Raw genomic sequence first — 24590 nt, forward strand, 5'->3', positions numbered from 1 at the left:
CTCGTTCACGCGGCGCTCGGAGACGGGCCAAGCCGACGCGCCGCCTGACGCTCGACGACGCCGAAGCCGTCGGAGATCAGCATCGCGAGCGCGGCGATCGCCGCCGCGCCTTGCGCCACATAGGCCGTGTTGCTCGACGCGAGCCCTGCGATCACGACCTCGCCGAGCGTCCTCGCCGCAACCGTCGAGCCGATCGTCGCGGTGGCCAGTCCGATCACGGCGGACAGCCGCACGCCGGCCAGGATCGCGGGGAGGGCGAGCGGCAGCTCGACCTCGAGGAAGGCCTGCCGTGCGGTCATGCCCGTGGCGCGGGCGGCGTCGAGCACGGAACGCGGAGTCGCCGTCAGGCCGGCCAGGGCGTTCTCGAAGATCGGCAGGAGGCCATAGACGAACAAGGCGATCAGCGTGGGCGCCTCGCCGAAGCCGACCGCGGGGACCATGACGGCGAGCACCGCGACCGGGGGGAACGTCTGGCCGACATTGACGAGGCTGCGCGACAGCGGAAGGAACTCCGCGCCCGCCGGCCGCGTCACGAAGGTCGCGAGCGCCAGGGCGACGACCGCCGACGCCAGCGTCGCGAGCGCCGTCAGGCCGAGATGGATGGCCGCGAGTTCGGCGAGGCTCGACTGGACGTAGACCGCCGGAGCGCCGGCCGGCGCGAGCGGACGCAGCAACGGTTCGAACAGGTCCGGCGCGACCAGAAACGTCGCGAGCAGGGCGGCCGCCGCCACCCGGATGGTCAATCCCGCCGCGCTCACGCAGCGTCGTCCGCGCCCGCTTCGAGCAGGCGCGCCAGGCGTACGACGCCGAGCTCCGCGCCGTCCGGGCCGGCGACCGGCGCCGCGGAGCGCCCCGACCAGATCAACGCCGCGAGCGCCTGCCGCAGGTCGGCGTCCGCGGCGATTGGCGGACCTTCGGTCGTGCCGGGCTCAAGGACCGCGGTCACGGGGCGCAGGGCCAGCAGCCGGAACGGCCGCTCGGCGTCGCTGACCAGCCCCGACACGAACGGGGTCGCCGGCCGGCCGATGATCTCGGCGGGCGCGTCCGACTGGAGCAGGCGGCCGCGCTCCAGCACGGCGATGACGTCGCCTAGTCGCGCCGCCTCCTCCATGTCGTGGGTGACCAGCATGACGGTCACGCCGAGCCTGCGCCGCACCGCGGCGAGATCGGCCTGCGCCTTGGCCCGGACGACGGGATCGAGCGCGCCGAAGGGCTCGTCCATCAGCAGCACCCGCGGCTCGGCCGCCAGCGCGCGGGCGACGCCGACCCGCTGCTGTTCGCCGCCCGACAGCTCATGCGGGCGGCGGCGCCCGTAGATCGCGGGGTCGAGCCCGAACAGAGCGAGCAGTTCGTCGACCCGCGCCGCGATCCTCGCCTTGTCCCATCCGAGCAGGCGCGGGGTCGTCGCCACGTTTTCGGCGACCGTGCGATGGGGAAACAGGCCGTGATTTTGCAACACGTAGCCGATGCGGCGGCGAAGAAGATGCGGCTCGATCGCGGCCGTGTCCTCGCCTGCAAGGAACACGCGGCCGCCGCTCGGCTCGACCAGCCGGTTGACCATTCGAAGCAGCGTCGACTTGCCGGAGCCGGAGCCGCCGACGATGGCGAGCAGCGCGCCCTCGGCGACCTCGAGCGAGACGTCGTCGACCACCGCCGTCGCGCCGTAGAGCTTGGTGAGGCGCTCGAGCCGGATCATCGCGGCCGCCCGCCAGCCGCTTCGGCGGCCGCGTCGAGCAGCACGGAGGCCGCGAGCGCCATGGCGACCGTGGGCGCCGCGCCCAGCAGGACGAGGTCGATCGCGGTCTGCCCGACGCCCTGGAACACGAACGTCCCGAAGCCGCCGCCGCCGATCAGCGCCGCCACAGTGGCGAGGCCGATGGTCTGGACCGTCACGACGCGCAGGCCCGCGAGAAAGACCGGCGCCGCCAGCGGCGCCTTGATCGAGGTCAGGATCTGGCGCTCCGTCATGCCGGTCCCGCGCGCGGCGTCGAGCGTGTCGTCGGGCGCGCCGGCGAGCCCCCCGATCACGCTCGAAGCGACCGGAAGCAGGGCGTAAAGCGTCAGCGCGACGAAGGCGGGCGCCGCGCCGACGCCCGCGACGCCGATCGCCGCGGCGCCGGGAACATGGGCGGCGATCCAGCCGAGCGGCGCGATCAGCAGCGCGAACAGCGCGATCGACGGGATCGTCTGCAGCGCGCTCAGCGCCGCGACGGTCGGCGTCGCCAGGCGGCTCCATCGGTGGCAGGCGAGGCCGAGCGGGACGCCGATCGAAAGCGCGGCCGCCACCGCGCCGAAGGCGAGCGCGGCATGCGTGCGCCCCTCCGCCCAGAACGCCGCCGGCCGGCTGGCGTATTCCTTCATGATCGAGAGATCGTCGATCGCGCCGCCGGCGATCAGCCCGGCCGCGGCGAGGCCCGCGATCCCGAGGGCCATGACGCGCGCCCCCGGCCCGATTCGCAGCCGCGTCAGCGCGTCGCCGGCGAGCAGGGCGAAGGCGAGCGCCGCGAGCCACCAGCCCCAGCCCGGCCCGACCCGGCCGAACACGTCGCCCGGCGCGACGAGGTGGCCCGGCGCGCGCCCGACCGCCGCGACCAGCGCCGCCAGCGCCGCCGCCCCCGCCGTGAGCCGTGCGCCTGCGCCCGTGCGTAGCAGCGCGACGCAGGCCGCAGCGGCGACCACGGCCGCGACGGCCGCCGCGACGTCGCGCGGCAGGGCGTCGAACAGGCCGATCGGCGTCCCGTCGAGAATGCGGTTTGGGCGCAGCGTGGCGAAGGGGCCGGCGGCGAGGCCGATCGCGGCGAGGGTGACGACGGCTGCGCCGAGTCGGTCGACGCGGCGTCTGCGCTCCGCGCTCGGCGCGTCGACCGAAAGGGCTGGGCTGTGGGCTATCTCAGATACCCCTTCGACCGCAGATAGGATTCCGCCACCGTCCGCGCGGGCTCGCCGCCGACCTGCACGCGGCCATTGAGCCCTTGAAGGGTGACGAGGTCGAGCCCCGAAAACACCGGAAGCAGAGCGTCGGCGATGCGCGGTTCGGCGTCGAGCGCGGCCTGGCGGACGGTCGGAGCCGGCTGGTAGACCGGCTGGACGCGCTTGTCGTCCTCGAGCAGCACGAGACCGGAGAACGGGATGCCGCCGTCGGTGCCGTACACCATCGCGGCGTTGACGCCGCTGACGCCCTTGGCGGCCGCCGAGAGGGTCGCCGCCGTGTCGCCGCCGGCGAGGCTGACGATCTGGTCCGATCTCAGCCGGAAGCCATAGGTCGCCTCGAAGGCGGGAAGGGCGGACGGGGAATGCACGAACTCCGCGGAGGCGGCGAGGCGCGCCCGGCCGCCGGCGCTCACCCATCGGCCGAAATCGGAGAAGCTGCGCAGCCGGTTCGGCTCGGCGACGTCCCGCCGGACCGCCACGCCCCAGGAGTTGTCCGCAGGGGAGGGCGCCAGCCAGACGACGCGGTTCGCCTCGTAATCGAGGCGGCGGGCCTCCGCGTAAGCCCGGCCTGCGTCCTTCCAAACCGCGTCGCCCTCGCGGCGGAAGAAGCTCGCCGCGTTGCCGGTGTATTCGGGATAGACGTCGATCTCGCCGGCGAGCAGGGCCGTGCGGACCACCGCCGTGCCGCCCAGCTGCACCCGGTCGCGCGTCGGCACGCCCGCATGTTCGAGCGCGAGCAGGATCATGTAGCCGAGCACCGCGCCTTCGGTGTCGCTCTTCGACGCGACCACGATCGGCCGCGCGGCCGCGGCGGTCGCGAAGGCGAGACAGGCCGCGACCGCCAAAGCGGAGATCCATTTCACGGCGGGCGATCCTTCTCCTGGCGGGGATCATACCGCTCCTTCGCCGAAAAACACGCGGCGGCCCTGCGTGTTCACGCTTGACGCCGGCCGCCGCGCGGCCACGATGCGCCGAGGGGGAACGATCACATGGGCTTCTTCATCGCCGCGCTTCTGATCGGAGCGGTCGCGGGCCTTCGCGCGATGACGGCGCCGGTCGCCGTCGGCTGGGCCGCGCATTTCGGATGGCTCGATCTGTCGTGGTCCTGGCTGGGGCTGCTGGGCTATGGCTGGATTCCCTATGTGCTGACCGTTCTGGCGCTGGCGGAACTGGTCGCCGACAAGCTGCCCAACACGCCCAGCCGGAAGGTCCCGCAGCAGTTCGGAGCGCGCATCGTCACCGGCGCGATCAGCGGCGCCGCGCTCGGCGTCGCGGGCGGGTCGCTCATCGGCGGGGGGATCGCGGGCGTGGTCGGCGCGGTGGCCGGAACGCTCGGCGGCGCGGCGGCGCGCGGGCGGCTCGCCGCAGCCTTCGGCAAGGATATGCCGGCCGCGGTGATCGAGGACGCGGTCGCGGTTCTGGGAGCCCTGGCGATCGTGGCTTCGCTCTGATGGCGACGCGCTTCGACGCGATCGTCATCGGCGCCGGACAGGCCGGCCCGTCGCTTGCGGCGCGATTGGCGGGGGCCGGCTGGTCGGTCGCGATCGTCGAGCGCCATCTCGTCGGCGGAACCTGCGTCAATGTCGGCTGCACGCCGACCAAGGCGATGGTCGCGAGCGCCTACGCCGCCCATCTCGCCCGGCGCGCCGGCGAATACGGCGTTGGGGTCGGCGGATCGGTCACGATCGACATGGCGCGGATCAAGGCGCGCAAGGACGAGATCGCGGGCCAGTCCCGCCGCAACAACGAAACCTGGCTCGAAGGCACGGACGGCGTCACCCTCCTGCGCGGCCACGCGCGCTTCGCGTCGCCTCATGAGGTCGCGGTGGGCGACGAGCTCCTCACGGCGCCGCACATCTTCCTGAACGTCGGCGGCCGGGCGGCCGTCCCCGAGATGCCCGGCCTGTCGGAGACCGGCTACCTCACCAACAGCTCCATTCTCGACCTCGAGAGCGTGCCGCGTCGACTCCTCGTGATCGGCGGCAGCTATATCGGGCTCGAATTCGCCCAGATGTTCCGCCGCTTCGGCGCCGAGGTCGCGGTGATCGAGACCGCGCCGCGCCTCATCGCCCGCGAGGACGAGGAAGTGTCCGGGGCGGTGCAGGCGTTTCTGGAGGATGAGGGGGTGGAGGTCCGTCTCGACGCCGGCCGCCTGAGCTTCGAACGGCAGGGCGACGAGGTCGCCGTCGTCCTCGGCGACGGATCGGTGGAGACCGGCAGCCACGTGCTGCTCGCGGTCGGCCGGCGTCCGAACACCGACGATCTCGGGCTCGACAAAGCGGGGGTCGCGACCGACGAGCGCGGCTACGTGATCGTCGACGATGAGCTGAAGACGAATGTCGAGGGCGTCTGGGCGCTCGGCGACTGCAACGGCCGCGGGGCCTTCACGCACACCGCCTACAATGATTTCGAGATCGTCGCGGCGAACCTCCTCGACGGCGACGACCGCCGGATCAGCGACCGGTTTCCGGTCTACGCCCTCTACACCGACCCGCCGCTGGGCCGCGTCGGGCTCACCGAGGCGCAGGCGCGTGCGAGCGGCCGGCCTTACAAGGTCGCGACCCGGCCGATGAACCGGGTGGGCCGCGCGCGGGAGAAGGGCGAGACTAAGGGCTTCATGAAGGCGGTGGTCGACGCCGAGACCGACCTGATCCTCGGAGCGGCTGTGCTGGGCGTCGGCGGCGACGAGGCGATCCACGGCCTGCTCTACGCCATCCAGGGCGGGATGACCGCGGACGAGATTCGGCGCACGACGCCGATCCATCCGACCGTCGCCGAGCTGTTCCCGACGCTGATGGGCGACCTCAAGCCGCCGGCCTGAGCCAGGCGCTTCGCCGGCCAAAAAGCCCTACGCCGCGACATGCCCCAGCGCCGCTTCGTTGGCGGCGAAGGCGCGATCATATTCGATCAGCCGGGCGACGTCGTCGCGCGCGTCCGTTCCGTAGAGCTTGCCGATGAGGTAGAGCGTCGCGTCGATCGCGAGCGAGACGCCGCCGCCGGTCACGACGACGTCGTCCGCCACCGCCGCGGCGACCGGGGTCGCGCCGTTCGCGACACCGGCGATGAGGCCGAGCGGCGCTTTGGGCTCGGCGCCCGCCGCGTTGCGGCGCGTCGTGGCGGTGCGCCCGTCGAGCGCGCCCGAAGCCGCGAGGATCATCGCCCCTGTGCAGACCGAGGCGAGCCGCTCGGCCGGCTGCGACTTGAGGAAGGCGATCAACCGCGGATCGCGCGAGGCCTCGGGCCAGCCGGCGCCGCCGCACACCACGAACACGTCGCAGTCCGGCGCGTCGTCGAGGCCATAGGGCGCTTCGACGACGAGCCCGCCGGCGAGCCGCACCGGTCCCGCCTCGCGCGCGATCACCGCGTCCGAAAGGTTTGGCAGGATGCGGCGCGCCATCGAGATCACCCCGACCGTGCCGCCGACGTCGATCGGCTCGACCGTGTCGTAAAGGATGATCCCTATGCGGGCTGCGGCTTCGCGGTCGCGCATGGCGTGCTCCTCTTGATCGGTTGGCGCGTCTCGTTGCATGTGCCCTGCATGAGCATCCGACGCGACGACATCGATGTCAGCCTGGACGACCGGCCGGAGCCGGCCGAGCGCCGGCAGGTCGAGGTCCTCGCGGCCGAGCTGCGCCGGCACCGGAAGGACCGCGGACTGTCGCTGGAAGGGCTCGCGGCGCTGTCGGGGGTCAGCCGGTCGATGATCTCGAAAGTGGAGCGCGCCGAGGCCGTCCCCTCCACCACCGTGCTGTCGCGGCTCGCCGAAGCGCTCGGCGTGACGTTCTCGCGCCTCATGGCGGCGCCGACGGAACGGGAGATCCTGGTCATCCCCGCGGATCGCCAGCCGATCCTGCGGGACGGCGAGTCCGGGTTCCTGAGACGCTGCATCTCGCCCGTCCTGCCCGGGCGCGGCATCGACTGGGTGCTGAACACGCTGCCGCCCGGCGGGGGCACGGGGCGTTTCGTGGCCCATCGGCGCGGCGTTTCCGAGTACATCTACGTCCTGAAAGGCCGGCTGGAGGCGCATGTCGGCGACCGCGCCGTTCGCCTCGACGAAGGCGACAGCCTGTACTTCGAAGCTGACGCCGACCACGCCTTCGACAATGTCGGTCCGGGCGACTGCCAGTATTTCCTGGTGATCGACAGCTCGCGCACCCGCTGATCCCCATCGCGCCGGCGCCGATGATTCCAGCGCCTTCCGATTGAAAACGCGCCAGATCCGTTCGACGCCCCGTCGAAATTGAGCGGCCGCAATTTGGCACGTCGCTTGCCTCCCGGATAGTGGAGATTTTTCCACTATCGATGGATAGGAGGCGGAAATGACCGATGCGCCCACCGCTGACGGACTGAGCGCCGCGAGGGTCGAGACCGACGAGACCCGCATGAACCGCATCGTGTGGGCGAGCGTGCTCGGCACGGTCGTCGAGTGGTACGACTTCCTGATCTACGGCACCGCCGCGGCGCTCGTGTTCAACAAGCTGTTCTTTCCGACCATGGATCCGGTCGCGGGCACGCTCGCGGCGTTCGCCTCCTACGCCGTCGGCTTCGTGGCGCGCCCGGTCGGCGGGGCGATCTTCGGTCATTTCGGCGACCGCATCGGCCGCAAGGCCATGCTCACTTTGACCATGCTGATCATGGGCGGCGGCACGTTCCTCATCGGCCTGCTGCCGACCTATGACCAGATCGGCATCTGGGCGCCGATCCTGCTGGTCGCGCTCCGGCTGCTGCAGGGGATCGGCATCGGCGGCGAATGGGGCGGCGCGGTGCTGATGGTGATCGAGCACGCCCCGCCGAAGAAGCGCGGCTTCTACGGCAGCCTGGTGCAGGTCGGCTTCCCCGCCGGCGTCGCGCTGTCGACCGCGACCTTTCTTCTGCTGACGATGCTGCCGCCTGAGGACTTCCTGTCGTGGGGCTGGCGGCTGCCCTTCCTGCTGAGCGTGATCCTGATCGGCGTCGGCCTGTTCGTGCGGCTCAAGCTGGTCGAAACGCCGGCCTTCGCCGAGGTCAAGAAGACCGACACGGTCGCCCGCATGCCGATCCTCGACGTGATCATGAAGCAGCCGCGCACCTTCCTGACGGCGGTCGGGCTGAAGGTGTCGGAGGTCGCATGGGTGTATGTGCTGACGGTGTTCGCGATCGTCTACGCCACCGGCACGCTCGGCCTGCCGCGCAGTCTCATCCTCTACGCCATCCTGCTCGGAGCCGTGCTCGAGCTCGGCACGCTGCCGCTGTTCGGCTGGATGTCGGACAAGATCGGGCGGCGGCCGATGTATCTCGGCGGGGCGGCGATCAGCATCGTCTGCGCGCTGGTCGTCTTTCCGCTGCTCGAGACCCGCGACCCGACGATCGTGGTGATCTCGATCGCGGTCATCATGAGCCTGACCCACGGCACCATGTTCGGGCCCCAGGCGGCGTTCCTGCCGGAGCTGTTCGGGACGCGGGTGCGCTACAGCGGCGCCTCGCTCGGCTGCCAGATCGCGGCCGCGATCTCCGGCGGCTTCGCGCCGATGATCGCGACCGGCCTGCTCGCCTGGGCGGGGGCGCCGTGGCCGATCGCGCTCTATCTCATCGCGCTGGCGCTGATCACCCTTGCGGCGACGCTTGCGGCGAAGGAGACACGCGATCTCGACATCGCCCGCGCCTGACGCGGGTTGACGGGGCGCCGCGCCGGACGATCCTCCGGCGCGCGCAGGGCTTAAAGGACACGAGGCGGCGGGAGGCCGCCGGGAGAACAGCATGAGGGACGACGAAACGCGGGGCGACGTCATCGGCGAAGCGCCGCCGGACCGGACGGCTCCGAAGATGGTGGAGGCCTTCGAGCACGCGGCGGGGTCTGTCGCCCGCGGCGTCGCGGGCGGGGCGACCGGCTTCCGCGGCGTCCTGCTCCACATTCATGTGGCGCCGGCCGCGAGCTACGAGATGGAGGAACTGGCGGAGGCCGAATGCGTCGCCGGCCGCGGCATCGTCGGCGACCGCTATTTCGAGGGCGCCGGCACCTATTCGCCGAAGCCGGACACGCGCGAGGTGACGCTGATCGAGCAGGAGGCGCTCGACGCGCTCGCCCGCAACGACCCGCCGCTCCAGCAGGGCGCGATCGCGCTCGCGCCGGGCGATCATCGTCGCAATCTCACCGTCCGCGGCGTGCCGCTGAACCATCTCGTCGGCCGGCGATTCCGGGTCGGCGAGGTCATCCTGCGGGGAGGGCGGCTCAACTTCCCCTGCAAATATCTGGAGGAGCTGCTGGGCTCGCCGGTGTTCCTGCCGCTCTACAACCGCTCCGGGCTGAACTGCGGCATCGAGCGCGGCGGAGTCATCCGGCCGGGCGACGCCATCGAGCTTCTGGACGACGCCGCCCCGTGACCGCCCGCATCATCATGAAGCTGCGCGTCGAGGCCGCGCGGCTCACCACGCCGAAGGTGATGCATCTGAGGCTGGTCCATCCGCTGAAGCCCGAGCTTCCCGCCTGGGAGCCGGGCGCGCATGTCGATCTGCGCCTGCCGGACGGCAAGATCCGGCAATATTCGCTCTGCGGCGATCCCCGCGACCGCGGCGCCTATGAGATCGCCGTGAAGCGCGAGGACGCAGGACGCGGGGCCTCGCGCTGGGCCCATGAGACGCTCAAGCCTGGCGCGATCGTCCACGTTTCCGCGCCGCGCAACAACTTTCCGCTTCAGACGGCGGAGCGCCATATCTTCGTCGTCGGCGGCATCGGCGTGACGCCGGTCCTTGCGATGACGCGGCGGCTCGCCGAGCGGGGCGCGGATTTCGCCGTTCATTTCTGCGCGCCGTCCGAGACGGACGCGCCCATGCTCGCGGAGCTTCGGGCGATCTGCGGGGACCGCCTGACGACCTGGTTCTCCGCAGAGGGGCGCCGGTTCGACGCCTCCCTGATCGGTCCGCCGGGCGCGGCGTCCTGCCTCTATGTCTGCGGGCCGCAGCGGCTGCTCGACGCCGTGCGCGGCGCGACCGCGGATCTCGGCTGGCCCGAGGATCTCGTCCACGCCGAGGCCTTCCAGGCGACGCTCGACGAGAACTTCAAGCCGGAGCCCTTCGACGCCAAACTCGCCTCGACCGGCGAGGTGCTGCACGTGCCGGCGGATCGTTCGCTGCTCGACGTGCTGCGCGACCACGGGATCACGATGCCGTCCTCCTGCGAGCTCGGGGTCTGCGGCTCCTGCGTCTGCGGCTACAGCGAGGGCGTCGTCATCCACCGGGACGCGGCGATCTCGGTCGCGGCCCGGCAGGATCACATCGCGCCCTGCGTCTCCCGCGCCCGGGTGTCGGTGACGCTCGACCTTTGAGGCCGGCGCCGCTCAGCCGCTCTTGTCGCGCTGCTCGGCGACCCATTCCGTCGCGCCGGCGTGCACGGCCTGATAGACCGCCGAACCGAGCGCCTGGCCTATGTCCGTGTGCAGTCCGGCGAACGCTGCGCGCTCCCCGTCGGCGGGCGCCGCGACCACGATGCAGTCGGTGCCGGTTCCGGTGACGACGCCTCCGGCCGCGGGCCAGCCCGCGTCCATGACGGCGGCGGTGCGCGCCTCGGCCGCGATCGAGACGGCCTCGATCAGCGCGGCGTCCGACAACGCCACGGAGACGGCGGCGAGGACGTTGATCGTGCCCAGGCGCGGCGACGTCCGCGACGGGGCGCCGACCCGCGCGGCGTTCGAGAGGCCGGTCGTCGCGAGACTCTGCGCGGAGACCGTTCCCGCCGCCGCGAAAGCCCCCTTGCGCTTTCGCACGTCGCGCGACGTCATCATGGCGACCGCGTCGCGGAGACCATCGGCGTCGAGCCGGGCCGCGAGCGGGGCGGCGGGATCAAGGCCGATCGGCAGGTCCGCGTCGCGGACCTCGAGCCAGGCGACGCGCCGCCCGGCCTGACGGCCCGGCCGCGCGAGCGCCCAGCTCAGAAACGTCTGCGGCCGGTCGAACGACGCCACGAGAAGCGGGGGCGCGCATCGGACCTCGAACAGGCGGCCGGCCGCCGGCAGGTCCGTCCGCCTGAGCCGCGCCGCCGCGCCCGGCGTGCTATCGTCCGGCGCCTGCTCTTGCGACGCGTCCGGCATGAAACCCTCCAAGTCCTTCCGCCATTCCGAAATTCTCAGCCAGATCACCCGCACGCCGAGCCTCCGCGTCGCGGAGCTCGCCGCCCATCTCGGCGTTTCGACCGAGACCATCCGGCGCGATCTCGACGAACTGACCCAGCAGCGCCTCATCAACCGCACCTATGGCGGGGCGGTGAGGACGCTGAGCACGGAGCCCGCCGTCGGCGAACGGCATACCCTTTTCGTCGCGGAGCGCGAACGCATCGCGCGCGCGGCCTCCGCCCGTCTGAAGCCCGGCGGCCTGATCATGATCGGCTCGGGCGCGACCACCACCCATGTCGCCCGCCGCATCGCCGCCGACCATAAGGGCTTGACCGTCATCACGCATTCCTTCAGCGCGGCCGCGGCGCTGGCGGTCAATCCGACCATCACGGTCATCATGGCCCCCGGCGTCTGTCTGGCGAGCGAGGGCGCGACGGTGGGGGCGCACACGTCACGCTTCCTCGGCGAGTTTTCCGCCGATCACGCGATCATCGGCGCCAGCGGGGTGACGGGCGAGGGGCCGACCGACGCCCTGGTCGAGATCGCCGCCGTCTACCGGACGATCGCCTCCCGCGCCGCGGAGACCATGGTCGTCGCCGATCATTCGAAGTTCGATCGGATGTTCGCCGCGCGCTACGCGTCCTGGCGCGAACTCGCGGCCCTCGTGACCGACGAGCCGCCGCGGGGCGCGCTCGCCGAGGCGCTGGACCGCTGCCGTGTGGAGGTGGTCGCGGCCTGATTCCGGGTGTGGGAGATGAGCCACGCCGATGTTGCATTCGCCACATCGGCGTGGGATGTGTCGTCGTCGGTCTGACGGGAAGACGTTATGTACGACGACGGATTTCTCGCCCGGCTGGAGTTGCGGTTGCGCGAAGCCCTGCCGCGTTGGGGGCTAGCCCCGGACTCGCCGCTCCGTCTGCTGACCATCTCCGAAAACGCGACGTTCCTCGCGGACCGCGACAAGGGCGGGCCGGTCGTCTTCCGCGTCCACCGGCCCGATTATCATTCGCTCGAGGAGATCCGCTCCGAGCTCGCCTGGATCGCCGCGCTGCGCGCCGACGGGGTGGCCGCGACGCCTGAGCCCATCCGCATGGCGAACGGCGAACTGCTCGGAGCCTTCGACGACGAGGGCAGCCTCCGCTACGTCGCCGCCTTCGAATTCATGGCCGGCCGCGAACCGGAGCCCGGCGAAAATCTCGCCTCCTGGTACCGCGTTCTGGGCGAAATCACCGCCCGGCTGCACGCCCATGTCCGCGGCTGGACCCCCGGACCCGGCTTCCGCCGCAAGACGTGGGATTTCGACGCCATCATCGGCGATCGGCCGCTCTGGGGCGACTGGCGCTCGGCGCTCGGGCTGGACCCGGCGGGGCGCGCCGTTCTGGAGCGCGTCGCGGACCTCCTGCGGCGCGAGGTCGGCGCCTATGGCGCCTCTCCGGAGACCTTTGGCCTGATCCATGCCGATCTCCGCCCCGCCAATCTTCTGGTCGACGGAGACCGCCTCGCCGTCATCGACTTCGACGACTGCGGCTTCAGCTGGTTCATGTACGATTTCGTCGCCGCCGTGAGCTTCATGGAGCACGAGCCGTTCATTCCGGACCTCGAGGAGGCCTGGCTCAACGGCTACGCGTCCGTGGCGCCCGTGCTCGCGAAGGACGTCCGGATGCTGCCGACCTTCCTGATGCTGCGCCGCATGCAGCTGACCGCCTGGATCGCCTCGCATGCGGAGACGCCGACCGCCCAGGCGATGGGCGTACCCTTCACGCAGGGCACGATCGAGCTCGCGGAACGCCATCTCGCGCAGCGCGGTTGAGGAGCAGGGACGGGCATGACCGCGAGCCGCCAGATCCTCAAGCTGAACGCTTTCGACGCCAGCCGGGCGGCGACGCTCGCGGAGGAGACGGCCTCGCTGGTCGCCCGGCGCCAAAGCACCTTCGGGCCGACGTCGGTGCTGTTCTACGACCGCCCGCTCCACGTCGTCTCCGCCGAGGGCGTGTGGATCACGGAGGCGGACGGGACGCGCTATCTCGACGTCTACAACAACGTGCCGTCCGTCGGGCACTGCAACCCCCGCGTCGTGGCGGCGGTCGCGGCGCAGGCCGCGACCCTCAACATCCACACCCGCTATCTCTACGACGTGGTGCACACCTACGCGGAGCGTCTGCTCGCGACGTTTCCCGCGAGCCTCGATCGGGTCGCGTTCACCTGCACGGGCAGCGAGAGCAACGACGTCGCGCTGCGGCTTGCGACCACCGCGACCGGCAAGCGCGGCTTCGTCGTCACCGAGGCCGCCTATCACGGCAACACCACCGCGGTGGCCGACGTCTCGCCCTCGTCGCGTCCGGGCAAGCCGCTGGCGCCCCATGTGCGCGCGATCCCCGCCCCGATCGGCGGCGGCGACGTCGGGCGCCGGCTCGCCGACGACCTGACGGCCGCGATCGCGAGCCTGGAGGAGAGCGGGCACGGCTTCGCCGGCTTCCTCGTCGACACGATCTTTTCGAGCGACGGAATCGCGGCCGACCCGCCCGGCTTCCTCGCCGCCGCGGTCGACGTCGCGCATGCGGCCGGCGGCCTGTTCATCGCCGACGAGGTGCAGCCGGGCTTCGGGCGGACGGGCGCAGGCATGTGGGGTTTCGAGCGGCACGGGGTGACGCCGGACGTCGTCACGCTGGGCAAGCCGATGGGCAACGGCATTCCGATCGGCGGCGTCGTCGCCCGGCGCGACCTCATGCAGGGCTTCGCCGACAGCGTCGGCTATTTCAACACCTTCGGAGGCAATCCGGTGGCCTCTGCGGCGGCGCTCGCCGTGCTCGACGAGATCGAAGAGCGCCAGCTCATCGGCAGCGCCGCCGAGGTCGGCTTCTATCTGCTCGAGAACCTGCGCGGGCTCATGCGACGCCATTCCGTCATTCGCGAAGCGCGCGGGTCGGGGCTCTATCTCGGCGTCGAGTTCGTCGACGCCGATGGCGGGCCTGACGCCGACGCCACCAGCCGCGCGATCAACGCGCTGCGGGACCGCCGCATCCTGATCGGCGCCGCGGGGCGCTACGGCAACGTGCTCAAGATCCGCCCCCCGCTGATCTTCGACCGGGAGCATGCGGACCTGCTGCTCGAGGCGCTCGACGCGGTCCTGACGGCCGGATAGCGGGCGTTTTCCGCCCGCGGGCCGACCGGGTCGGGATGATCGCGTGACGCCGGACTGAGCGCGGAGCGTGCGGACCTGCTCATTAAATGCGCGTTGTAAACCCAACAGAACCGGCGATACTCGCGGGGTGGAATGACGGACTTGCAACGTTGGCCTGTGGCGATCGCGGCTTCGAGCGGCGAATGACGGGGGACTGATCCGATGACCACGCTGTCCAGACGCGACGCCCTGAAGATGATGGGCGGCGCGGCGCTCGCCGCGCCCTTTCTCGGCGCCCTGCCGGCCCGGGCGGCGCGCGAGAAGGAGCTGAACATCCTGTGCTGGGAGGGCTACAATTCAGCCCAGGTGCTCGATCCGTTCCGCAGCTCGAAAGGCGCCACGGTCAAGGCGGAGAGCCTGACCAACGACCCGACCATGATCAACCGGCTCCGGGCCGGCGAGACCAAGGTCTGGGACCTCATCAACGTCAACAATCCCTGGGCCCGCAAGGCGATGTACCCGGAGGGGCTGATCAAGCCGCTGCCGAAGGCCGAGTTCGAGCCGTTCTTCGACAAGATGCTGCCCGAATTCAAGGCGCCCTACCGCTGGGCGATGAGCGACGACGGCGCCGAACTGCTCGGCATGGCCCAGCGCTTCGGCCCCTACAGCTTCGTCGTGAACACCGACAAGGTCAGCCGGAAGACCGCGGAGGAGCAGGGCTGGGATCTGTTCAACGATCCCTCGATCAAGGGTAAATACGGCATCCTCGAATCCGACGACTGGAACGTGTTCAACATCTTCCTCGTCGCCGGGATCAACCCGTTCAAGACGCATGACGACGCCGAGATGGCGAAGTTCGCGGAGACGGCGAAACAGGTCTTCGGCGGCGCCAAGCTGGTCGGCGACATCGCGGCGATGAACCAGGCGCTGGTCTCCGGCGAAATCGACTTCCACCTGACGGGCGGCACCTATTCCGTCTCGCCCGCCCGCGCGGACGGCCATCCGGAGCTGCGCGCGATCACGCCGCTGAAAGGGCCGATCGACGGCAAGGGCGGCGTCGCCTGGATCGAGATCACCTCGACCGTGAACAATCCGGCGCTCTCGCCGCTCGCGACGGACTTCCTGAAATATGTTCAGGACCCTGAAGTCGCCCACACCGTGGCCTTCGCCGAAGGGACCTTCAACCCGGTCGCGCAGATGGGAAACAAGGCGTGCTTCGACCTGTTCACGAAGGAGGAGCTCGACGCCATCCAGTATGAGAGCCTCACCGAGGAGATGGCGCGCTGCGCCGAGTACGACATCGTGCCGGACTACGACAAGGCGCTCGAGCTCATGACCGCCGCGAAGCGCGCCAAGGGTTGAGCGACGCGATGGCGTCGTCCCGGCCGAGCGGAGCGAGAGCCGGGTCCGTGCGCAGAAACCGCCTCGTCCGGATGACGGTCCCGGCTTGGCGCGGCTCCGCCGCCGCTAGCGCCCGGACAATGCGTGCCGGAGCCGCCGCATGACGATCGCCGCCACGCCCGCCGGGTCCGCCATGGTCCCCGGCGCGGCGCCCCCCATTCTCCAGCTCGTCGGCGTGCGGAAGGCGTTCGGCGACTTCGTCGCCGTCGACCGCATCGACCTCGACATCCGCGACGGCGAGTTCCTGACGATCGTGGGCCCCTCCGGCTCGGGCAAGACCACGCTGCTGCGCATGCTGGCGGGGATGGAGAGTCCGACCTCGGGCGATATCACGCTGCGCGGCCAAAGGATCAACGAGCTGCCGTCGAACCGGCGTCCGACCTGTCTCGTCTTCCAGTCGCTCGCGCTGTTTCCCCACAAGTCGGTCGGCGAGAACATCGAGTTCCCGCTCAAGGTGAAGAGGATCGCGCCGCCCGCTCGCCGCGCCCGCGCGCTCGAGCTTCTGCGGATGGTTCGGCTTCCCGAAAGCCACTATGGCAAGAACGTCATGACCTGCTCCGGCGGCGAACGGCAGCGCGTCGCGCTGGCCCGCGCGCTCGCCTACGACCCCGAGATCCTGTTCTTCGACGAGCCGCTGTCCGCGCTCGACTACAAGCTCCGCAAAACCATGGAGAAGGAGCTCAAGGACCTGCACCGCGAGAGCGGCAAGACCTTCGTGTACATCACCCACAGCCTGGAGGAGGCGATGGTGATGTCGGACCGGATCGGCGTCATGCGCGACGGCCGGCTCGTGCAGGTGGGCACGCCGGAGGACATCTACACGCGGCCGGCGGACAAGTTCGTCTCCGAATTCGTCGGCGAGGTGAACGTGGTCGACGCCGTAAGGCGGGACGGCGTCTGGAGCGCCGAGGGGATCGACGGCCTCAGGCTCGTGGTGCCGCCGGCGCTCTCCGCCGCGGACAAGGCGGCCGTCGTGATCCGGCCGGAGTTCCTGCGCTTCGTCTCGGGTCCCGGCGGGGCCGACAATTGCCTGAGCGGCGTCGTGTTCAACGAATACGCGCTGGGGTCCCGGATCCAGTACCAGGTTCGCGTCGGCGAGAAGACCTTCCTCCTCGAGCTCTCTCGGGCCAGCGCCTGGCGGGGAGAGGCCGGCGCGCCCGCGACCATCGGCTGGGACGCGGACGACGCCATCGTGGTCGGGGCCTGAGGCGTTGGCGGACGCGACGATCGCCGTCTCCGCCGAGCCTACGCAAGGCGCCGCCCCTGCGAACGCGGCGCGTCGGCCGAAACTCTCCCGCGGCCTGCTCTGCTCGCTGCCCGTCGCGCTGACGCTGCTCTTCGGCTTCGTGGCGCCGCTCGCGACGGTCGCGGCCTACGCCTTCGCCACGCCCCGCACCTTCGACGTGTTCCGCTCCTTCACCTTCGCGAACTTCGCGGCGATCTTCGATCCCGCCAACACCGTGTGGACGTCGTTCGTCTGGTCCCTCGTCCTGGCGGTCCTCACCGTCGTCGTCCTCGCGGTGGTCGCCTATCCCATCGCCTGGGGGCTCGCGCGGGTCTTCGGCCGATGGTCCGGCTTCGTCGGCGTGCTGTTCGTCTTCCCGCTGTTCGTGTCGGAAAACGTCCGGCTTTACGGCTGGACGCTGTTCTTCATCAAGAACGGCGTGCTCGACGGCACGCTCAAGCTTGTCGGCGGCTCGGGGCCGGAGGTGCTCTACACGCCGACCGCGATCCTGTTCGGCATGGTCTATGTCTACCTGCCGTTCATGCTGTTCCCGATGTCGCTCGGTCTCGCCATGATCCCGAAAGAACTGGTCGAGGCCGCCCGCGACCTCGGCGCCTCGCGCCTGACGATCTGGCGCGAGATCGAATTGCCGCTTGCGATGCCCGGCATTCTCATCGGAATGCTGCTGACCTTCGTGCTGGCCGTCGGGGCGGTCGCCGAATCGAAGGTGCTCGGGGGGCAGTCGGTCATCGTCATCACCCACGACATCGAGATCGCCTTCACCTACGCCCAGAACTGGCCGCTCGGCTCAGCCCTCGCGCTGCTGCTGACGCTCATCGTCGGGGCGCTCGCGCTCGTGGCGATGTCGCAGCTCGACCTCGACCGAATCCTGGGAAGGAGGTGAGGCGATGAACCGGTCCGTTCGCCGCTCGAACGCCTTCGTCTGGGCCTGGACGATCTTCGTTCTCGTCGTCGTCTACCTTCCGATCGCCTGCGGCGCTCTCGCCGGGCTGTCGAAGAGCCGGTATTTCGGATTTCCCGTTGCGAAATACTCCACCGAATGGTGGGGCAGGGCCGTCGCCTCGATCGAGGTCCAGACGATCGTGAAGACCTCGCTCGCGATCGCGCTGACGGTGACGGTGGTCGCGGTGCTCGTCGCCTTCTTCGGCGCGCTCGCCTTCGCGCGCTACGACTGGAAGGGAAGGAGGCTCTATCAGAAGCTGGTTCTGCTTCCGATCTTTTTCCCCCAGCCGGTGCTCGGGCTTGCGCTGCTGCTGTGGTTCAACGCCATCGGCGTGCAGCCGACCTGGCAGACCGCGATCTTCGCGCACCTGGTGTGGATCATCCCGGTCGTCACGCTGGTGATCGCGATCCAGGTCTACGGCTTCGACCCGGCGCTCGAGGAGGCGGCGGCCGACCTCGGCGCCGGGCGGCTGTTCATCCTGCGCGAGGTCACGCTGCCGATCCTGTGGCCGGGCGTATGGTCGGGCGCGCTGTTCGCCTTTCTGCTGTCGTGGGGCAACTTTCCGCTGTCGCTCTACACGACGGGCGCGGACTCCACCGTTCCCGAATGGCTCTACGCGAAGATGGTCGCGGGCTACACCCCGATGGTGCCGGCCATAGGCACGATGAGCACCCTCGCGGCGGCCGCCCTCCTGCTGCTCGGCGGCCTCGTCGCCGCGCTTCTGCGCCGCCGTGCGGCGGCATCCGCCGCCCCGCCGCTCGCCGAGGCCGCGCGGGCGCCGACGTGACGGCTGGACGAAGCTCCCTTCGGCGAGTCGGGACGCGCCGTCGCATCGTCCGCGAGAACAAAGCGGCAGCGCGCGATTCGTTCTCCGGTGGTCAAAGGACGAACGGATCCGTGCGGGCGGATGCTAATGATTTCTAAACGGCCCGAGCGCCTCCTTCGAGCCGAGGGCGCGGCGGGGACGCAGCGCAAGATTGCGAGGACGGATGTTGCGTCAGGGCATGCGGACGGGCGGGCGAATGGCCGGCCCCTTATCTGCGAGCGCGCGACGCGCGGCGCGCTGCTGCCTGCTGCTCGCGTGCCTCGCGCCCGTCGCTGTCGTCTGGGCCGACGAGCCGAGCGCCGCGGGACGGCTGCATCTCAGCCGCGTCTCCCCGGACCTGTCCGACACGACCCTGGATCTCGTCGTCTCGAAGGGCGACGGCGCCAGCGAGGTCCGCGCCTACGCCACGCTGGACGCGCCGGAGGTGCTGGGAGCGACCGCGCTGTTTCTCGCGCGGGGCTACGTCGCGATCTGCAAGCGGCCGCGCGTCACGGTGGTGATGGTGCGCGGAGACCTGCCCTGGGCGATGGTCGCTCGCGACATGTCGCCCGGCCTGATCACGGCCGCGGACGCCGTCGCCACCGCGGCCGACGAAAGCGCGGTGCGGATCGCGCGGCGCCTTCCCCCCAAGCGGGACGTCGAAGCGGCGGTTTTCCACCAGGAACGCGTCCAGGCGCGCGGCGCAGGGGTCGCAGCCGAGAAGGAGGCGCTGGGGGATGTCGCGAAGCGCTTCCGGCTCGCCAAGACCTGGCGGCCTCCGAGCGGCGATCCGCTCGTCCGGGCGATCGTGCGCGACGTCGCGGACGACGCCTCGGCCTTTCCCGACGTCGCCCGCACGATCCGCGGAACCTGCAAAGGTTATGACGGCGCCGCCCCACGCGGCCGGTAGAGCGCGCGCGCCGCCGTCGTCGCCGGTGGAACGACCCTGACATCTCGTCTGTTAGAGGGTAACATTGAGATGTAAGATCCCGTAGCGGGAGCACAGCGTAAGCATGAAGGTGAGCATTTAATCGGGACGCGGCAGAATTCGGCCGTGAAGCGTTCCGGAGAGGAAAGGCCAGCATATTGATGCTGCTCGGGCTGCAGAACGTGATCCTCGAGATGGTGGCGCGGGGGCGGCCTCTGGACGAAACGGCGCGGCGGATTTGCCTCGAAGCCGAAGCTTTGTCCGCAAATTGTTTTTGCACGATCCTTACTGTGGACGAGTCCGGCAGGTTGAACTCGCTCGCGGGGCCGAGCGTGCCGCAGGCGTACTGCGACGCGATCACCGGCCTCGAGATCGGTCCGTCCGTCGGCTGCTGCGGCGCCGCCGCCTATCGACGGAGCCCGGTCGCCGCGACCGACATCGCAACTGATCCCTTGTGGGACGACTATCGGCATCTTGCGCTGCCGATTGGGTTGCTGGCCTGCTGGTCGAGTCCGATCTTCGGGACCGCCGGAGAGGTGATTGGCACGTTCGCCTTCTACTACTCCGAGCGGCGCGGCCCCAACGCGATCGAGACCGGCATCGTCGAGACGTGCGTCAACCTGTGCGCCATCGCGCTCGAACGGCACGCCGTCGAAGCCAGGAACCACAGGCTCGCTTATTTCGACGCGCTCACCCAACTCCCGAACCGCGCGAGCTTCGACCTCGCCTCTTTGGAGGCGGAGGCTGTCGGCTCGTTCGGATTGCTCCTCGTCGGCGTGGATCGCCTGAAGCTTGTGAATGATACGCTCGGCCACGCCGGCGGTGATGAACTGTTGCGGGAGGTCGGGCGCCGCATCCAGGCCTGCGCTCCGGACGGCCGGGCCTATCGGCTGGGCGGCGACGAGTTCGCGATCCTCGTTCCGGGCCCCGATCCCGCAGAGCGGATGCAGTGGGTCGCCGACGCCGTCGCCGACGCCATGCAGGCGCCCATCACATGCTGGGATCGCTCGGTGCCCACGACCGTGACGGTCGGCGGCGCGGCGGTCGGCGCCGACAACGTCACCCCTCAGTCCCTCCGGCAGAGCGCGGACTTCGCGCTCCACCACGCCAAGGAGAAATTCCGAGGCGGCTTCGTGCGCTTCAGCGCGGGCCTCGGCGCCGCGATGACGCGGAGCTATCACGCCGTCCGCAAGGTCCGGGATGCGCTCGACGCCGGCCGCGTGCATGCGCGTTACCAGCCCGTCGTCAGGCTCGACACTGCCGACGTCGTAGGCGTCGAGGCGCTCTGCTGGATCATGTCGCCCGAGGGCGTCCGCATCGACTCGGAAGATTTCCAGCTGGCGCTGGCGGACGGCGACACCGCGTCCCGCCTGACCGAGCGGATGCTGACGATGATCGCGCCCGACGTTCGGTCGTGGCTCGACGAGGGCATTCCGTTCCAGCATGTCGGCGTCAACGTCACGACCGGCGACTTCCAGGCCGGCGACCTTGATGAGCGGCTCGCGTCCATCTTCGAGCGGCACGGCGTGCCTCTGAAGCACGTCATCCTCGAAGTCACCGAGATGGTCTATATGGGCGAGAGCGACCTGATGGTCGCCGAAGCCATCAAGGCGCTGCGCGCGCGCGGCCTGCTGGTCGCCCTCGACGATTTCGGCACGGGCTACGCCTCGCTCACCCATCTGCTGACGTTTCCGGTCGACGTCATCAAGATCGACAGGTCTTTCGTCGCCGCCCTCTTCCCCGGCGCGCCGAGCGCCGCGATCGTGGGCGGCTTGATCGAGATCGCCGAGAAGCTCGGCATGACGGTGGTCGCGGAGGGCGTGGAGACCGAGCAGCAGGCGCAGCAGTTGCGCGCGCTCGGGTGCCGGCTGGGTCAAGGCTATTATTACGCCCGGCCCGGTGATCTGGAGGCCGTCACGCGGATTCTCCGGGAGCGCGCGCAGAAGCCAGACGGCGCTCCGAAGTTGAGCGCGAAGAGCGCCGCGTAACGTTGTCGGACGGACGGTCGTCCCCGTCAGCCTCTCCGGCGCGCGGAAGCGGCGTCGAGAAGCAGGAACGCGCCGGCTGCAGATAGGAATGCCGGAAGCGTCGCGCCGAGATCAGGCAGGGCGTGGCTTACGCCGTGATAGACGGCGATCCCGAGCAGCCATGACGCGACGCCGGCAAGCCGCCAGCCGCCCGTAAACCAGTAGGCGCCGCCGACCCTGTCGATCTCGGAGACGTCGACCCGCCGCTTCCGAACCAGGAAGTGGTCAGCGAGGGCGACGCCGAACAGCGGCGCGAACACCGATCCGATAAGCAGCAGGAAGCCTTCGTATTGCGCGATCGGAACGGTCAGCGCGAGAACCGTGCAGAGCGCGCCGATCCCGAGCGCGAGTCGCGGCACCGGCGCCCGGACCATCGTCCCGCTTGAAACCGCGGCCGAGTGGACCGCGGCGAAGGCGTTGTCGGTCTCGTCGAGCAGGATCACGAACAGCGCGAGCCCGCCGCCGGCGAGCGCGAGCGTCGCGACGATCGACCCTTCGCCGCCCGAAACCAGCGCGTAGGTCGCCCCGATTCCGTAGAACCAGACATTGGCGACGAAATAGCCGAGCGCGCTCCCGCGGAACATCGCCCCGGACGACCGGCCGAAGCGCGTGTAGTCCGCGACGACCGGCAGCCAGGACAGCGGCATCGCCGCCACGATGTCGACCGCGGCGCCGAAGCCCATCCCGCCCGTTCCGGGCCGAGCGAACAGGCCGCGCAGGTCCTGCTGGGCGAGCAGCGCGTAGGTAAGCCAGGCGGAGGCGAGGACGATCAACGCGAGCCCCCATCGCCGCAGGAAGCGGCGGACGAAGGAGACGGGGCCGGTTGCGGCGACGGCGGTCGCAAGGACGCCGAAGAGGACGATCCAGAGCAGCGGAGCCTCCACGCCGATCGCGCCCTTCGCGAGAGTGTCCGCGGCCTCGCCCATGACGATGATCTCGAACGATCCCCAGCCGACCAGCTGGATCACGTTGAGGATCGCCGGGATCGAGGCCCCCCGCAGGCCGAGCGAGGGCCGCAGGGAGGACATCGCTGCAAGCCCGGTGTCGGCGCCGACGACGCCCGCGGCGGCGAACAGCAGCACGCCGAGCGCCGTGCCGCAGACGATCGCGGCCAGCGCCGCGCCAAGGCTGAGCGCCGGGACCAGCAGCGCGCCCGCCTGCAGGACCAGCAGGCCGACGCCGAGCGAGAACCACAGCGCGAAGGCGTCTCGCGTCGCGAAGGGCCGCTGGTCAAGCGGCACGGGCGTCAGGGGATCGTAGGTCGCAGGAAGAGAGCTCATGGCGCCGCGCCCGGTTCGTATGAACATGCCGGAGAGAAGGCCGCGATAGCACATCCGCGGCGGGGCGCCCGGCTTTATGCTGATCCCGGGCCGCCGCCGGTTCCGATTTGGTAAGATTCGGTCCGGCGGGCGCGTTCCCGGTCTGACCATGCGGAACGAATCGAGGCCGGCCGGTTTGTTCTTCACGCGGCGGGCCGGCTGCGGCCGGGCTAGGAGGATGACCATGCGGATGCGACCCTTCGGAACGGCCAGCGCGTCCGTCCCCGTGATCGGCCAGGGCACCTGGCGGCTCGACGACGACCAGCGGCGGTCCGCGATCGATGCGCTGCGCAAAGGCGTCGACGCCGGGCTGACCCATGTCGACACGGCGGAGATGTATGGCGAGGCCGAGCCTCTGGTCGCGGAAGCGATCGAAGGGCGCCGGGACGAGGTCTTTCTCGTCTCGAAGGTTCTGCCCTCCAACGCCTCCCGGGCGCAGACGATCGCCGCCTGCGAGCGCAGCCTTGCGCGGCTGAAGACCGACCGGCTCGATTGCTACCTTCTGCACTGGCGGGGCTCTGTCCCGCTCGACGAGACGATCGCAGCTTTCGAGACGCTGGTCGGTCAGGGCAAGATCCGAAGCTGGGGCGTCAGCAACTTCGACGTCGACGATCTCGAAGACGCGCTCGCCATCGCCGGGGAGGGGCGGATCGCCTGCAATCAGGTGCTCTATCATCTCGGCGAGCGGGCGATCGAACACGCGGTCACGCCCTGGTGCGAAGCGCATGGCGTCACGGTCGTCGCCTACAGCCCGTTCGGCAGCGGCGGCTTCGCGGGCGCCGGATCGTCGGGCGGCCGCGTGCTGGCGGACGTCGCGGAGGAACGCGGGGCGACCCCCCGGCAGGTCGCGCTCGCCTTTCTGACGCGCCGGCCGGCCGTCGTGACGATCCCGAAGGCGTCGCAAGCGGCGCACGCGCTCGACAACGCCGCGGCCGGCGACCTCACGCTGTCGAATGACCAGATTGCGCGGATCGACCGCGCCTTCCCGCTCGGCCCGAAGCCGCGGGGCCTGCCGATGATCTGACCGGAGCGCGACGTTCGCTCCCAGGGCTCAGGCGGGGAAGGCGAGCGCTTCGATCTGCTTGAGCGCTGCCGCCTCGACGCCGGCGAGCTCGGGATGCGCGACCCGTTTGGGTCCGATCAGGATCATAAGCCCCTCGATCTGGGCGGTGATCAGCGCCGCCCGCAAGGCGAGCTCCTTCGCCTCGACCTCGGGAGAGACGCGCCGGATCATCTCCTCGATCCACGCTCTCATCTTGCCGTAGAAGGCGTCCAGCATCTTGGCGACGGACGGGCTGTGGTTCGCCATGGCCCACATCTCCATGAGCAGGCAGATCGTCTTGTCGCGCTTGTTCTCGCGGATCATGAAGTCGATCGAGAACATGAAGACCGCGCGATCGTCCTTGATCTTCGCAGGAACGCGCTTTTCAAAGCGCTCGCCCCACCTGTCGAAAATGAAATTGGCGAGGTCGACCAGGAGATCGTCTTTCGACGGATAGTAATAATTCAAATTTCCGACGGCGATCCCCGCCGCTTTCGCGATGTTGCGGTAGGACAGGCCCTGAAAGCCCTCGGTGACCAAGATATCCTTGGCGGCCTTCAGGATGATGGCGACCCGTTCGCCGCCCTTTGCGGTGGAGGCTCGGTCCGAGAGCGCGACATGACTCATGGCGCGCCGCCCGGGCGGCCGGGGTCCGCGTCCCGCTGATCTTGGCCGGCGATCAGGGGCATACGCGCATGGATCCTGGGGGCGATTGCGTCGGAGGGTGGAGGTCAACGTCGTGT

General features: G+C 70.3%; 24 protein-coding genes. 16 read left to right on the forward strand and 8 right to left on the reverse strand.

Going from position 1 to position 24590, the window contains the following annotated elements:
• Positions 1-5 precede the first annotated feature (5 nt).
• The 4 genes from ACO2RJ_RS19630 to osmF are packed head-to-tail and all read right to left on the reverse strand — an operon-like array spanning position 6 to position 3794.
• On the reverse strand, positions 6-758 hold the full coding sequence (locus ACO2RJ_RS19630) for an ABC transporter permease (protein WP_423269868.1): 753 nt from the start codon (positions 756-758) through the stop codon (positions 6-8).
• Complete coding sequence (locus ACO2RJ_RS19635) at positions 755-1696, reverse strand: ABC transporter ATP-binding protein (protein WP_423269869.1); 942 nt, start codon at positions 1694-1696, stop codon at positions 755-757. Before ACO2RJ_RS19635 ends, ACO2RJ_RS19630 begins: the two co-directional genes overlap by 4 nt.
• Positions 1693-2889: an ABC transporter permease gene (locus ACO2RJ_RS19640; protein WP_423269965.1), complete on the reverse strand. Its 1197-nt coding sequence runs from the start codon at positions 2887-2889 to the stop codon at positions 1693-1695. Before ACO2RJ_RS19640 ends, ACO2RJ_RS19635 begins: the two co-directional genes overlap by 4 nt.
• Complete coding sequence (gene osmF, locus ACO2RJ_RS19645) at positions 2886-3794, reverse strand: glycine betaine ABC transporter substrate-binding protein OsmF (protein WP_423269870.1); 909 nt, start codon at positions 3792-3794, stop codon at positions 2886-2888. The genes ACO2RJ_RS19640 and osmF overlap by 4 nt, the downstream gene beginning before the upstream one ends.
• A gap of 126 nt (positions 3795-3920) precedes the next feature.
• Between osmF and ACO2RJ_RS19650 the strand changes: the two genes are divergently transcribed.
• Both ACO2RJ_RS19650 and ACO2RJ_RS19655 read left to right on the forward strand, forming a co-directional pair.
• Positions 3921-4382, forward strand: a complete 462-nt coding sequence (locus ACO2RJ_RS19650) for a DUF4126 family protein (RefSeq protein WP_423269871.1) — start codon at positions 3921-3923, stop codon at positions 4380-4382.
• Entirely contained in the window at positions 4382-5752 is a 1371-nt protein-coding gene (locus tag ACO2RJ_RS19655; protein WP_423269872.1) for an FAD-containing oxidoreductase, read from the forward strand. Before ACO2RJ_RS19650 ends, ACO2RJ_RS19655 begins: the two co-directional genes overlap by 1 nt.
• A gap of 27 nt (positions 5753-5779) precedes the next feature.
• Here the strand turns inward: ACO2RJ_RS19655 and ACO2RJ_RS19660 are convergent, their stop codons facing one another.
• A complete protein-coding gene (locus tag ACO2RJ_RS19660) occupies positions 5780-6421 on the reverse strand; it encodes a DJ-1/PfpI family protein (protein WP_423269873.1) in 642 nt (213 codons plus the stop codon).
• A 48-nt stretch (positions 6422-6469) separates the two neighbouring features.
• On the opposite strand from ACO2RJ_RS19660, the gene ACO2RJ_RS19665 reads away from it, so the two are divergent.
• From ACO2RJ_RS19665 to ACO2RJ_RS19680, 4 genes are all read left to right on the forward strand, one after another.
• Entirely contained in the window at positions 6470-7093 is a 624-nt protein-coding gene (locus tag ACO2RJ_RS19665) for a helix-turn-helix domain-containing protein (protein ID WP_423269874.1), read from the forward strand.
• A 157-nt stretch (positions 7094-7250) separates the two neighbouring features.
• Positions 7251-8576, forward strand: coding sequence for an MFS transporter (locus tag ACO2RJ_RS19670; RefSeq protein ID WP_423269875.1), 1326 nt, complete (start codon positions 7251-7253; stop codon positions 8574-8576).
• Between the two features lie 91 nt (positions 8577-8667).
• The gene (locus ACO2RJ_RS19675) at positions 8668-9291 is read left to right on the forward strand and encodes an MOSC domain-containing protein (protein ID WP_423269876.1); all 624 of its coding nucleotides are present in this window, start codon (positions 8668-8670) and stop codon (positions 9289-9291) included.
• Entirely contained in the window at positions 9288-10232 is a 945-nt protein-coding gene (locus tag ACO2RJ_RS19680; protein ID WP_423269877.1) for a PDR/VanB family oxidoreductase, read from the forward strand. Before ACO2RJ_RS19675 ends, ACO2RJ_RS19680 begins: the two co-directional genes overlap by 4 nt.
• A 12-nt stretch (positions 10233-10244) precedes the next feature.
• Here the strand turns inward: ACO2RJ_RS19680 and ACO2RJ_RS19685 are convergent, their stop codons facing one another.
• Positions 10245-10994: an adenosylcobinamide amidohydrolase gene (locus ACO2RJ_RS19685; protein ID WP_423269878.1), complete on the reverse strand. Its 750-nt coding sequence runs from the start codon at positions 10992-10994 to the stop codon at positions 10245-10247.
• On the opposite strand from ACO2RJ_RS19685, the gene ACO2RJ_RS19690 reads away from it, so the two are divergent.
• The 9 genes from ACO2RJ_RS19690 to ACO2RJ_RS19730 all read left to right on the forward strand — a co-directional run bounded on the left by ACO2RJ_RS19690 (position 10993) and on the right by ACO2RJ_RS19730 (position 21447).
• Positions 10993-11754, forward strand: a complete 762-nt coding sequence (locus tag ACO2RJ_RS19690) for a DeoR/GlpR family DNA-binding transcription regulator (RefSeq protein WP_423269879.1) — start codon at positions 10993-10995, stop codon at positions 11752-11754. The genes ACO2RJ_RS19685 and ACO2RJ_RS19690 overlap by 2 nt on opposite strands.
• An 87-nt stretch (positions 11755-11841) precedes the next feature.
• On the forward strand, positions 11842-12825 hold the full coding sequence (locus ACO2RJ_RS19695) for a phosphotransferase enzyme family protein (RefSeq protein WP_423269880.1): 984 nt from the start codon (positions 11842-11844) through the stop codon (positions 12823-12825).
• Between the two features lie 15 nt (positions 12826-12840).
• On the forward strand, positions 12841-14157 hold the full coding sequence (locus tag ACO2RJ_RS19700; RefSeq protein WP_423269881.1) for an aspartate aminotransferase family protein: 1317 nt from the start codon (positions 12841-12843) through the stop codon (positions 14155-14157).
• Between the two features lie 201 nt (positions 14158-14358).
• Positions 14359-15498: an ABC transporter substrate-binding protein gene (locus ACO2RJ_RS19705; RefSeq protein WP_423269882.1), complete on the forward strand. Its 1140-nt coding sequence runs from the start codon at positions 14359-14361 to the stop codon at positions 15496-15498.
• A gap of 139 nt (positions 15499-15637) precedes the next feature.
• Complete coding sequence (locus tag ACO2RJ_RS19710; RefSeq protein WP_423269883.1) at positions 15638-16744, forward strand: ABC transporter ATP-binding protein; 1107 nt, start codon at positions 15638-15640, stop codon at positions 16742-16744.
• A gap of 4 nt (positions 16745-16748) precedes the next feature.
• A complete protein-coding gene (locus tag ACO2RJ_RS19715) occupies positions 16749-17666 on the forward strand; it encodes an ABC transporter permease (RefSeq protein ID WP_423269884.1) in 918 nt (305 codons plus the stop codon).
• A gap of 4 nt (positions 17667-17670) precedes the next feature.
• On the forward strand, positions 17671-18513 hold the full coding sequence (locus ACO2RJ_RS19720; RefSeq protein WP_423269885.1) for an ABC transporter permease: 843 nt from the start codon (positions 17671-17673) through the stop codon (positions 18511-18513).
• Between the two features lie 235 nt (positions 18514-18748).
• Positions 18749-19441: a hypothetical protein gene (locus ACO2RJ_RS19725; RefSeq protein ID WP_423269886.1), complete on the forward strand. Its 693-nt coding sequence runs from the start codon at positions 18749-18751 to the stop codon at positions 19439-19441.
• A 179-nt stretch (positions 19442-19620) separates the two neighbouring features.
• Positions 19621-21447: a putative bifunctional diguanylate cyclase/phosphodiesterase gene (locus tag ACO2RJ_RS19730; protein ID WP_423269887.1), complete on the forward strand. Its 1827-nt coding sequence runs from the start codon at positions 19621-19623 to the stop codon at positions 21445-21447.
• Between the two features lie 26 nt (positions 21448-21473).
• Here ACO2RJ_RS19730 and cytX read toward each other — a convergent pair whose 3' ends face one another.
• The gene (gene cytX, locus ACO2RJ_RS19735) at positions 21474-22766 is read right to left on the reverse strand and encodes a putative hydroxymethylpyrimidine transporter CytX (RefSeq protein ID WP_423269888.1); all 1293 of its coding nucleotides are present in this window, start codon (positions 22764-22766) and stop codon (positions 21474-21476) included.
• A 223-nt stretch (positions 22767-22989) separates the two neighbouring features.
• Here cytX and ACO2RJ_RS19740 point away from each other — a divergent pair, with 223 nt between their 5' ends.
• Positions 22990-23829 (forward strand): aldo/keto reductase, encoded by an 840-nt coding sequence (locus ACO2RJ_RS19740; protein ID WP_423269889.1) that lies wholly within the window; start codon positions 22990-22992, stop codon positions 23827-23829.
• A gap of 27 nt (positions 23830-23856) precedes the next feature.
• On the opposite strand, the gene ACO2RJ_RS19745 is transcribed toward ACO2RJ_RS19740, so the two are convergent.
• Entirely contained in the window at positions 23857-24474 is a 618-nt protein-coding gene (locus ACO2RJ_RS19745; RefSeq protein WP_423269890.1) for a TetR/AcrR family transcriptional regulator, read from the reverse strand.
• Positions 24475-24590 lie beyond the last annotated feature (116 nt).

Source organism: Hansschlegelia sp. KR7-227 (assembly GCF_049446035.1).
In the GTDB taxonomy this organism is placed as follows: Bacteria; Pseudomonadota; Alphaproteobacteria; order Rhizobiales; family Methylopilaceae; genus Methylopila.